Source organism: Staphylococcus sp. HMSC068G11, assembly GCF_001815825.1.
In the GTDB taxonomy this organism is placed as follows: Bacteria; Bacillota; Bacilli; order Staphylococcales; family Staphylococcaceae; genus Staphylococcus; species Staphylococcus epidermidis.
In genome coordinates this window covers 98,768-109,668 of the sequence record NZ_KV822090.1, presented here as the reverse complement: position 1 = coordinate 109,668, position 10,901 = coordinate 98,768, and the positions used below count along the sequence as shown (strand labels likewise).

The following is a 10,901-nucleotide window of genomic DNA, read 5'->3' as shown; positions in this document are numbered from 1 at the left end:
CATATCACAAAAGGTAACCTATTCTTATTTATATCCAAAAGGTAATAAAACTTTTATTTATATAAGAAAGAATCCATGAGGCTATCATTTTTCAATCATCGATAAACTTGAACTAATTCATTCTCATATTAAGAGTTCTTAATATTTTAATCCTATATAAATAGCAAGTTTAGACACTGATCAATCTTTTAAGTTGGTTATTTTAAATATCAATTTCCACTTTTCTCTTTTACTACTTAACAATTCTACTTAACTCATATACCTTCAAAAACAGGTTTCATAATTAATGATAAATGACGCATGTATCACATCAAAGCCATTTGCCTAAATTTTTCAAAAAAAGTGACCTTTTTTTCAATCTATTTCGATATATATAGTGAAAGGAGGTTTTATTATGAATGAAGTCAATCAAGTGACGATTATCTTTACTCAAATCAAACATAATTCTGAGGGTAAAGTAGTCGAACATAAGCGTCGTTTTTCTAACATTAATCCGCTTGTTTCTAATGATCAAATCAAATCTTTTCGTTCCATCATTGAACGTATTAGTGGCGAAGAGTATGACAAAGTCGAGATCGTTAAAACAGAATCTTTAATTTAAGGAGGATACATCAGTATGTCAAAAACTTTGGAACTCATATTCAAATCAAATCTTAATAAACCCGTCAAACTACTATTACCCGATTTTAATGCTATTACTACAGAACAATTAATTAAAGAAAGTATGAACCAACTTTTAGAATTAGACATTTTAAGATTTAGTTTGGGAAAGCCTGTCAAAATATATGCTGCACAACTTATTGATAAAAGTACAACTGTTATATTTGAAGATAAAAATTAATTCATAAAATACTATTTTTGACGCTTAATTTAAAGTACTAAAATCATAAATAAGACTTTATGAAAGAACAAATTTTTTAAATTGTCCAAGTCTAAAAATATAGAAAAAAGAACTTAATTTACAATATTATTTTATTAATATGAAGTGAGATATCAAATTCAAAATGATGTCTCACTTTTTTTTATTCTAAAACTTGTTTAATGTACATTTTATTATAATGAATCATCACATTAGTATCGGCTGTATGACACCTTGGAACATTCACAACTTATTTCTATACTTTGCTTATGGCTCAATCATTTTAGAAACATGATTATGAATGGTATGATAATCATATTAAATTGAGAAAGTTGGTTTTTATCATTGTTTTTTCTATATCTTTTAGGAATTTTTGTTGGTATGTTACTTCCTATTCAAACTTCAATCAACTCAAGGCTAAGCCAATTTACCCGTTCATCTTTTTATGCTTCAACCATATCTTTTGCTGTCGGAACAATATGCTTACTTGTGCTTAATCTTATTGTTCATCCACAAGTATTAACACCAGAATTCTTTTCTAAACAAACACTTAACTATACTTGGGTCCTAGGAGGACTATTAGGTGTTATCTATTTAACTGGAAACTTATTATTATTACCAAGATTAGGCGCAGCACTTACTGTTGTTATTACGGTTACAGGGCAAATTATTATGGGTGTAATCATTGATACATTTGGATTATTGGGCGCCCATCAACAATCTTTTACAATATTTAAAGGTGTTGGAATTATATTTTTAATTACTGGAATTATATTTATGAATTATGTTCGTAGACATCCTGTTAATAGACATAAGAATACACCAATAGTATTCTGGTTGCTTATTGGATTCGTATTTGGTTTCGCTCCACCAATCCAAACAACAATTAACAGCACACTAGCTCAACACACACACTCATCCATATTTGCTTCGCTCATATCATTTAGCGTGGGTACAATAGCGTTATTTATATTAACATTAGTATTTAATCGTAGTCTGAAAATATCATCTACTCATAAAACACTAGGTAAGATTAAGCCTATTTATTTTATTGGAGGGATACTAGGAATGGCATTTGTAACATCTAATATTATTTTAATGCCTTTCTTAGGAGCAGCTTTAACTACTATAATTGCTATGATGGGCCAAATGATTATGGGGATTATTATCGATCATTTCGGTTTGTTGGGTTCACCTAAAAACAAAATAACATCACGTAAGTTAGGCGGATTATTATGTATAGCTATAGGTATTATTTTATTACGATTATTTTAATCCTCTTATTCTGAATAAAAATTTTCCGCTTATATTAATGTATATTCATCACACAAATAGATTTCTATTTCAAACTGCCAGCAAAGGTTTTGTCTTTGTTGGCAGTTTTTATGAGTGATTCTTCTTATAGTAACATTTATGTAGAACCTTATATTTTAAAATTAAAGATGGCCTTCTATTTTTCATTTTATTAAATTTATTCACTTTATTTTTCGAAATAAAACAATATATAAACATAAACTAATGCATATTTTAAAATTAATATATTTTTATTTAAAACAATCGTGTATAATAGCATTACAATAATATCAAGAGGTGAACATCCATGACCAAGCAACGCATCGTTATTTCTTCATTACTATTCATTTTTATTGTCACAACTTGTAGTTTTGGTTACATTACCTTCTCTAAATTGACTTCTGAAACAGAAGATATTAAAAATATAAAAACTATAAAAGCAAAGCCCAAAATACTCCTTTCAACAACTGGTATACAAACCCCTCTTAACAGCTACACTTTCTACTACACTCCCACTTTAGGACAACTCCAAAAGCTTTTAGTAAAAAATCATAGCAAAGTATCAAAAAACGCTCCAGTGTTAGAATATTACAATTATGAGAAAGATCATTTATATAAGCAACTCCAAAATACACTTAGTAATGAACGTAACAACAAAACTTTCAATTCTAAAAATGATTTACATTATTATTCATTCAATAATCAACTTAAATTACAAATGATTCAAACTAAATCCTCAATTAAGTCCACTTTATTTTCACCAATTAACGGAAATATTTCATATATTAATTCTATCCCTTCAAAACCAAACGAAAAGATACTGCAAATTAATAGCGACGAACGTATTATTCGTGCTAATATATCAGAATCTGAGCTAAATTTATTAAAAATTAATCAAAATATTTCTGTAACATCTAGTGACCACACTCAATTCACAAGTAAAATTAAAGAAATTTCGAATATACCATCAAAAATAAAAAATGGCGTCTCATATTACGATATTTCACTTTCTACACAACCCAATTATCGAATTGGAACACACTTTAAAATCAAATTAGCCTCAAATGACATAGAGTTACCTACGACAGCTATTATTCAAAAACGCTATGTTTTAATTCTAAAAAACGGGAAAATTAAAAAAAGAGAAGTAACATACAAAAAGAGTTTAAAAAGTGGGTATATCAATATAACTAAAGGCTTATTGATAGATGAAAAAGTTGTTAAAAATCCTACTTCTAAATTAATAAACATTTATATATAAAAATGTTAGTAAAATTCTTTCCAAAAAGTATTCTTTTTAGTATAATTTTTATTAAATTAAGGGAAATTAGAAACAATCTTATTTTTTTTGAATATAGCAAATGCTACATTGCTAATTCAAGTATAATCTTTAAAAGATAATTTGTTTTATAAACACTTATTTGTTTACTTCTTATTTTTATTTAGTTATAATTAACTAAATAATATAGCATTAAATATATTCTTTAAATTTAAATTAATACTATATTATGACAGACACTTTCGTATTTTCATAAGAAAAATAGATATAAATTAATAAATTAGGGTATAGTATCCAAGTAATCTTAATTCAATAATATAATTAACTATCTTTAAATTTAAAAAGATGGGTTTTAAGATTTATGGATATGATATAAATAGGGAGGTTTCATTAATGGCTATTTCAAAAATCAATGACTGCTTTGAATTATTAGCTATGGTCACTTATGCTGACAGATTAAAAGGTATAATTAAAAAAGAATTCTCAATCAGCTTTGAAGAATTTGCAGTATTAACTTATATTAGTGAGAATAAAGAAGATGAATATTATCTTAAAGATATTATCAATCACTTAAATTATAAACAACCTCAAGTTGTTAAAGCTGTTAAAAATTTATCTCAAGAAAATTACTTTAATAAAAAACGTAATGAACACGATGAAAGAACTGTTTTAATCTTAGTAGATTCTAAGCAGCGTAAAAAAATCGATGATTTACTTAAACGAGTAAACAACCGTATCAAAGAAGCAAATAATGAAAATGAAGTATAATGGCTAGGGAGTAAAACAGATATTTCTTTCACTTATGAAAGATAAGACTGTTTTACTCTTTTATTAAGTTAATACGATAGTGATCTGAGTCCAAACTTTACTGCTACTACAAAACCCTCAAATGATTTTCCGACAATAATCATTTAAGGGTTTTTATTTATGTTCTTATTTTTTAACTAACAAAATCTAAATAGAGTTTCAGGAATTTTTCTGGTTCCTCGATATGTGGTGCATGTCCTGAATTATCAAATACAATTTTTGTAACTTGATCATAATATTGATCCATATCATAATGACTTTTATTTTGTATGAGTGGGTCGTACTTACCATTCACAATTAAAGTAGGTATAGACACATTATGATGAACACGAGTTAAATCTTTAATATTAAGCAATGCACGTACTGCAATTGCACTTTCTTCCGGAGTTGGTCTATTGTATAATTTTTGGCTTTGATACCATTTCATTGCTTTATCTTTCTCTTTAAATAATTTAGAAAATAAAATAATCATTGCCTCAGATTTATTAAACCCTGCTAATTCTTCTTGGTAATCAACCATTAATTTGTTGAAACCATTTGCAATGTCCTCACTTTTAGCCGAAACAATTGTCAATGTAATCACTTTATATTGATATTTTTCAGTAAATTCACTTGCAATGATGCCCCCCATATCATGTCCTAAAATATGTGCAGAATCGATGTTTAATGCTCTCATTAAATCATTTAAATCTTCAACATGATCTTTTAATTCATATGATTCTGTTCGTGAAGATTTCCCATGACCTCTGACATCATAAGTAATTACTCTATACTGCTTCTTGAGTTCATTTTTTAAATCCTTAAATCCTGCCAAATTTCCATCTAATCCATGAATTAAAATGATGGGGATGCCTTCGCCTTCATCAATATAGTTAAGTTCAATCTGATTACAAATTTGAATTTTATTCATATTGGCACCTCCCTTTAGTCATTTATATACCCATATTAAAATAGTGTTACGCTTTCAGGTTATTTTCAGTTTAATTAAATTATTTTTAGATTAAAATGGTGATTCATTTTCTAAAACAAGATTTATGGTAAACAAATGATATATTTTAATAAATTAAAAAACTCAGAAAGATATGTCTAGCATATTTTCTGAGTTAAAATCTTTGTATTATGATGATTTAGTACGTGCAGATAAACGTATCGTATAAAAAATGATTAGCACAACAAGTATAATCCATATTGCTAAAGAGAAAAACTGTGCAATTTCCGGATTAGTTACCATTGCATCTATTGTTTTTTGACAAAATAGTAAGCCAACTCCAACAAATTCTATACGTTTAAAGAATATACCAACAAGACTTAGAATGATTCCAGCGAAAAATACAAACTGATGACCGTAGATAGAAATAGGAATAATAGCCCAATTAAAGTGAAATCCTTGCATAATTACTAGAATTAAAGCAATAATACCAATGATTATTCCAGTTCTCATTTCATACTTATTACTGTATAAATAGTTTTTTTTGGCAATACGCACATATAATATGAGTGTTATTGGAAATATGACTAAGCAATAAAATAAGCTTATACCGGTAATTGCTTGAAAAGGTACATATTGTTTATCGTACAAATATGAAATAAGAATAAAGTTAATGATAAAGAAAATCATTGGATTGAGTTGTAATGCAAACAAATTACGCTGAATTGTTAATATTAATTGCGCAGGTGATTTACCTCTATATTCAATGTAATCTTGATCTTTTTCTTCAGACTTTTTAATATCTTGTCGATATTTTTCTTTTATATCATCAATTAAGTGTGGTGACATTCCTTTGTGACTAAAATAATCATTAATATTTTCGAGTAATACTTTATCATTCGTACGCATGATTTACTCCTTTTCATTTAAATCTTGATGTAAATTGTAGATTTCATAAGTTAATTATTTTCAAATTAAAATTTTATCATACATCTTACAATTTTACTTGAACATAATGATTAATCATATCATCATTAGCAACTAAAATAAAAAGAAGAGCTAAAGTGAAATCCATTTTACAAATTATGATTTCATCTTTAAACTCTTCAAATTTCAAACTATTTTATCTTATAAAACGTATATCCAATTCTTCTTATTTATTTAAGTCTATACGATATAACTTCACATTTTTATCTTTTGGTGAATTTGAACTGAATTGATAACTTGCTTGGCCTTTTTGAATATAGCCAAAGTTACCTGTAACATTATTATAATGTACACGACTTATAGCTTTATTACCAAGTTGTTGTTTAACGGCTTTGTATGAAGGGCCGTTTGCATTATTATACGTCATTGATACGCGTGTAACATTTCCTCTTTCTTTTTTACCATTAGCTGTTACTAACAAAACACCTTTATCAGTTCTAAATTCGTAATACTTTTCATTACTATTTGGGTTATAAGAATAGATAGGATGACTATACTTTTTTAATACACTCTTCATTGATTCGCCTATCTTAACGTTTTCTAATGATTTATCACCTTTGTTTAATTGTTGTACTGTTTTCATTGAATTACCAGTTGCCGCTTCAACGTTGTTTCCAACGCTTACTCCTGTTAAAACTAATCCTAAAACAAGTAATGATGTTATTAGTTTTTTCATAAGCACTCACTCCTTTGATTCTTTATGTCTTCTGTGCTCATGTTAATTGTACTATAAATATTACTAAAATAACAATAATATTACAAAATGATTACGTAAATTGTGTAGATAACTTTCTTTTAACAACTGTTTCAGCGCTTATAGTAAAACATATCTTGCTTAATTCATTGATTATTACCTTACAAAATTTCAGTATGAACTCTTTTATTTAGGTGCATATTGGTGAATGAAGTTTGTTGACTCTTGAGTAAATTGAGCCTGTTCTTCAACAAAAGGATATACACTTGAATGTTGATAGACGTTAAATTCACTGTGTTGAATCAAATCTGCGACTTCTTTAGCTTCTAGTGTAGTTGTACGTTCTCCGTGTTCTCCAGCAACAATAAGCGTAGGAACTTGAACATGCTTGAAAACATCTGCAATACCTTCGGATTTGAAAACATCTTTAACAGCTTGAATTTCTTCTTTAGTAGAAATACTATTTGTATCAACGACATGCTTTAAAAATTTATTCATCTTACGTGCTTTATAATATCTACGTTTATCCAAAAATTTTTCTTGCTTATCATCTTCCCAGTTACGTATTTTATGTGCATATTTTCTGAACAAGCGTTCTTCAGGCAATTCACCTTCTATTGAAGTAGGATTAACTAATATGATTGAGGATACATAGCCTGGATTTCTAACAGACATATCAGCAGCAATAAGTGCCCCCATCTCATGCCCAATAAATGCTGCTTCATCAATATATATAGCATCTAATAAAAATTTTATATCGTCAGCAAAGTCATAAAACTCTATATTTCTAGGCTTATCAGAATAACCATGTCCTCTCAGATCGATGAGCACAACCTGAAAAGACTTTGCTAATACCTTAGCTAAATCATTAAAAACAGCATAATTATCAAAAGCGGTATGCACGAGTACGACAGGATAACCTTGTCCCATAGTACTATAGTGTAATGTTGTACCGTCTTGTTTAGTAATTAAATCCATTGCCATGTTGTTCTTCTCCTTCTGTTTCAAAATTATCTGGTAAAATTTTAAGCAATTCCTCTATGGTAGTAATCGTATAATCTACTTCTTCTGTTAATGGCTCCAATTCTGCATCTTCTTGTTTATACCACACACTTACCATCCCCATTGCACGTGCAGGAGCAACATCGTTTAATGCATCATCTCCGACATACATTATTTCAGATGGTTTAACCCCCAATTGATCAATCATATCTTCAAAGATTTTAGGATGCGGCTTACGATAACCTACAGTTTCAGAAGTAGTTAAATAATTAATAACGTGCATAATCCCCAATGAATGCAATCTAAATTGTTTAATTTTGGATTTTCCATTTGCAATCACACCAATCATGTAATGATGTTTCGATAACTTTTCTAATGTATACAAAGTATCATAGTAAGGGAAAACGTAACGATAGAAATGCATTTCAAAGTCATTAAATAAATCTCTCCATTTAAGACGGTCGATATGAAATTGTTTAATGATTTCCTTATATAGATCAGGTTTATCGTTGTCTTCATCATCGTCTAATTCAATAAATTTATTCTTATAATCTGCTAGTTGCACATGAATAAAATAATCATGAAACCGTTCATATTGCTCTTCTATAAACTTTTCACGCGATTTAACTCTATCTAATAGCGTGCCTTCTAAATCAAAGACGATAGCCTTAATGCAGTTTAAATTCATTTTCAATGACCTCTTAACTTTTTAATAATACTATTGTAGCAAAAGAGTAGTGTGAACGTCATATGTTAGTCTGTTTAACTAAAATATAAAATAGGACTGGTACGCCGAGCAATGCCATCACGATGCCTACAGGAATTTGAATAGGTTGTATCATTGTACTTCCTATAAAATCTGCCATTATCATGACTACAGCACCTATGATTATATTCAATAACATTTGTAATCCTATTTGATAACGCCAATAAAATTTTCTAATCAGTTGTGGAATAATCATTCCTATAAAACCAATAACTCCAACGTATGCGACCACAACTGCTGTCATGATGGAAGCTACTATAAGAACAATATACGTTACTTGTTGTACATTTAATCCTAAAGACTGACTTTTCAATTCACCAACTTGCAATAATTTAATTCCTTTTTGCATTAAAAATAATACTATGATTGCGACAGATGCTATCATGCTAATAATCATAACGTCCTGATATTCAGCTGATGAAAACCCACCGAACAGATAACTAGCAATTGGATTCATCTTCTTAGGATTAATCAAAACAAGCAAATACAATAATGCATTCAATAGTGCACCAAGTAGTAATCCCGTTAATATAAGCATTTGAACAGGATATCCTTTGGCTAGCATCGCTGAAACACTTAAAACAAGTAACAGTGTGATTAAACTAAAAATAATGGAGAATATAGGGAACCATAAAAAACTAAGTCCCAAAAATAAAGCAATTCCAGATCCTAATGATGCACCACTAGCTAATCCCAATGTAAAACTATCTGCAAGTGGATTATTTAACACGATTTGATACACTTGGCCAGCTAATGTAAGTACTGCACCAGTGAGCATGGCTTCAAGCAATCTAGGTAAACGAACCTGGAATAATATGGTTTGATTAAAAACATCATCAAGTTTTCCTACATCCCAGCATAAACTTAAGCTCATGCTTAATATTAAAATAAATAACCATATAATAACACTTCTATATTTATTCATAACTCTCTCTTTCAATACTTTCTTAATCACTATATTAACAAAACAATACTTAAAAAGTGTAAAACGACTGTCTTCCATTCGTTGGACGATTTAGTCATCGAGTAATGAGGTTGAATCAAAGGGCATTTGCATCAGTTTAATTCAATCCCTGTTTATCATAAATATTAAAAATACCTGAGACAATAACTACTGTCCCAGGCGTTTGAAATACATCTTTGTCAGCTTATTAAGAAAAATAATTATCTAAGCAAAATACAATACATCGTATTCAAATAATTATTTTTTATATATTTCGTCTCTTAAATCCTTTAGCCCTTCATCAATACGAGGACCTGGTCGAGAAACTTCATCCCCATCTACTGTTTCAATACGTGTATTTTTTACAGCATTAATTTTATCAAAACCACCACGTTTTTTTATCATTTCTATGTAGTCTGATTTTGATTTACCTTCTGTGGAAATCAGAATATCAGGATTACGTTTAATAATGCTTTCTTTACTTACTGATTTCCAACCTTTAACATCATCAAAACTATTTTTAGCATCTAGTTTCTCTAACATATCGTTAAAGAATGTATCTTTTCCGGCAGTGTAAATGTCTGGTTTAGATGATACTTCCATAAACACTTCTTGTTTCTTATGATGTTTAGGAACGGAGTTAATGATTTTATCTACATTATGTTTTGTTTCATCAACAAGTTCTTTAGCTTGTTTTTCACGATCCGTTAATTTTCCAATTGATTTAAAGGTATCATAAGTTTCATCAATCGATTGTGCATCTTTCACATAAACGACTTTTACTCCCTTATCTTTAAGTGACTTTAGCACTTTACCTGCAGAATTTTTCTGTGACTCATGCGCTAAAATCAAATCCGGTTTAGCTTTTATTAATTCTTCTTTATTTAAATTCATCGCATCGAATTGTTTTTTACCTTTTTTTACATCTTTAGGATAATCATCCACAGTGGATACACCTACTATATCTTCTCCGATTCCTAAGCGATATAAAATTTCTGTGTTACTAGGAATGAGCGAAACAATTCTATGATATTTTTTATCGCTTTTTTCAGTGTCTTTATTATTAGATGAGTGGTTGGCATCTTGACTACATGCAGCCAGTACTACAATCAATGCGCATATAACTATCCATAGTTTACTTTTCATTTGGAGCATCACCCTTTCACAAATTATTTTTAATGTTCCTATTCATCATATCAAAATATACCAATATTTGTAGATACAATTTTATTTGATTTTCACAAAATATGAGAAAAAGACAACTTTGAATTAAATCAATTAATATATTTAACCCCAACTTGCTTTGTCTGTAGAATTTCTCGTTGAATTTCTCTGTATTGGTA

General features: G+C 28.8%; 12 protein-coding genes. 5 read left to right on the top strand and 7 right to left on the bottom strand.

Going from position 1 to position 10,901, the window contains the following annotated elements; genetic code table 11:
- Nucleotides 1-394: 394 nt before the first annotated feature.
- The 5 genes from HMPREF3058_RS06775 to sarA all read left to right on the top strand — a co-directional run bounded on the left by HMPREF3058_RS06775 (nt 395) and on the right by sarA (nt 4,199).
- Entirely contained in the window at nt 395-601 is a 207-nt protein-coding gene (locus tag HMPREF3058_RS06775; protein ID WP_001832147.1) for a sigS mRNA-stabilizing protein SroA, read from the top strand.
- Nucleotides 602-616: 15 nt separating this feature from the next.
- On the top strand, nt 617-841 hold the full coding sequence (locus HMPREF3058_RS06770; protein ID WP_001832040.1) for a DUF2922 domain-containing protein: 225 nt from the start codon (nt 617-619) through the stop codon (nt 839-841).
- 363 nt (nt 842-1,204) lie between these two features.
- On the top strand, nt 1,205-2,134 hold the full coding sequence (locus tag HMPREF3058_RS06765; RefSeq protein WP_002487600.1) for a DMT family transporter: 930 nt from the start codon (nt 1,205-1,207) through the stop codon (nt 2,132-2,134).
- Between the two features lie 325 nt (nt 2,135-2,459).
- A complete protein-coding gene (locus HMPREF3058_RS06760) occupies nt 2,460-3,413 on the top strand; it encodes an efflux RND transporter periplasmic adaptor subunit (protein WP_002445819.1) in 954 nt (317 codons plus the stop codon).
- Between the two features lie 411 nt (nt 3,414-3,824).
- Nucleotides 3,825-4,199, top strand: a complete 375-nt coding sequence (gene sarA / locus HMPREF3058_RS06755; RefSeq protein ID WP_002475867.1) for a global transcriptional regulator SarA — start codon at nt 3,825-3,827, stop codon at nt 4,197-4,199.
- Between the two features lie 172 nt (nt 4,200-4,371).
- Here the strand turns inward: sarA and HMPREF3058_RS06750 are convergent, their stop codons facing one another.
- The 7 genes from HMPREF3058_RS06750 to HMPREF3058_RS06720 all read right to left on the bottom strand — a co-directional run bounded on the left by HMPREF3058_RS06750 (nt 4,372) and on the right by HMPREF3058_RS06720 (nt 10,704).
- Nucleotides 4,372-5,148 carry an alpha/beta fold hydrolase gene (locus HMPREF3058_RS06750; RefSeq protein WP_002445817.1) on the bottom strand — a complete coding sequence of 259 codons (777 nt, stop codon included), beginning with the start codon at nt 5,146-5,148 and terminating at the stop codon, nt 4,372-4,374.
- 207 nt (nt 5,149-5,355) lie between these two features.
- Nucleotides 5,356-6,075 carry a hypothetical protein gene (locus tag HMPREF3058_RS06745; protein ID WP_002445816.1) on the bottom strand — a complete coding sequence of 240 codons (720 nt, stop codon included), beginning with the start codon at nt 6,073-6,075 and terminating at the stop codon, nt 5,356-5,358.
- A gap of 244 nt (nt 6,076-6,319) precedes the next feature.
- Nucleotides 6,320-6,829 (bottom strand): SA0570 family protein, encoded by a 510-nt coding sequence (locus HMPREF3058_RS06740; protein ID WP_002491441.1) that lies wholly within the window; start codon nt 6,827-6,829, stop codon nt 6,320-6,322.
- Nucleotides 6,830-7,033: 204 nt separating this feature from the next.
- Complete coding sequence (locus HMPREF3058_RS06735; protein WP_002445813.1) at nt 7,034-7,831, bottom strand: alpha/beta fold hydrolase; 798 nt, start codon at nt 7,829-7,831, stop codon at nt 7,034-7,036.
- Complete coding sequence (locus HMPREF3058_RS06730; RefSeq protein ID WP_002445812.1) at nt 7,809-8,537, bottom strand: HAD family hydrolase; 729 nt, start codon at nt 8,535-8,537, stop codon at nt 7,809-7,811. Before HMPREF3058_RS06730 ends, HMPREF3058_RS06735 begins: the two co-directional genes overlap by 23 nt.
- A gap of 58 nt (nt 8,538-8,595) precedes the next feature.
- Nucleotides 8,596-9,540, bottom strand: a complete 945-nt coding sequence (locus tag HMPREF3058_RS06725; RefSeq protein ID WP_002469602.1) for a FecCD family ABC transporter permease — start codon at nt 9,538-9,540, stop codon at nt 8,596-8,598.
- A gap of 276 nt (nt 9,541-9,816) precedes the next feature.
- A complete protein-coding gene (locus tag HMPREF3058_RS06720) occupies nt 9,817-10,704 on the bottom strand; it encodes an ABC transporter substrate-binding protein (protein WP_002487615.1) in 888 nt (295 codons plus the stop codon).
- Between the last annotated feature and the right edge of the window lie 197 nt (nt 10,705-10,901).

What these genes read in the sequence shown, in the direction of transcription:
- HMPREF3058_RS06775 (WP_001832147.1), top strand. Translation starts at nt 395, where the DNA reads ATGAATGAAGTCAATCAAGTGACGATTATCTTTACTCAAATCAAACAT.
- HMPREF3058_RS06770 (WP_001832040.1), top strand. Translation starts at nt 617, where the DNA reads ATGTCAAAAACTTTGGAACTCATATTCAAATCAAATCTTAATAAACCC.
- HMPREF3058_RS06760 (WP_002445819.1), top strand. Translation starts at nt 2,460, where the DNA reads ATGACCAAGCAACGCATCGTTATTTCTTCATTACTATTCATTTTTATT.
- sarA (WP_002475867.1), top strand. Translation starts at nt 3,825, where the DNA reads ATGGCTATTTCAAAAATCAATGACTGCTTTGAATTATTAGCTATGGTC.
- HMPREF3058_RS06750 (WP_002445817.1), bottom strand. Translation starts at nt 5,148, where the DNA reads ATGAATAAAATTCAAATTTGTAATCAGATTGAACTTAACTATATTGAT.
- HMPREF3058_RS06745 (WP_002445816.1), bottom strand. Translation starts at nt 6,075, where the DNA reads ATGCGTACGAATGATAAAGTATTACTCGAAAATATTAATGATTATTTT.
- HMPREF3058_RS06740 (WP_002491441.1), bottom strand. Translation starts at nt 6,829, where the DNA reads ATGAAAAAACTAATAACATCATTACTTGTTTTAGGATTAGTTTTAACA.
- HMPREF3058_RS06735 (WP_002445813.1), bottom strand. Translation starts at nt 7,831, where the DNA reads ATGGCAATGGATTTAATTACTAAACAAGACGGTACAACATTACACTAT.
- HMPREF3058_RS06730 (WP_002445812.1), bottom strand. Translation starts at nt 8,537, where the DNA reads ATGAATTTAAACTGCATTAAGGCTATCGTCTTTGATTTAGAAGGCACG.
- HMPREF3058_RS06725 (WP_002469602.1), bottom strand. Translation starts at nt 9,540, where the DNA reads ATGAATAAATATAGAAGTGTTATTATATGGTTATTTATTTTAATATTA.
- HMPREF3058_RS06720 (WP_002487615.1), bottom strand. Translation starts at nt 10,704, where the DNA reads ATGAAAAGTAAACTATGGATAGTTATATGCGCATTGATTGTAGTACTG.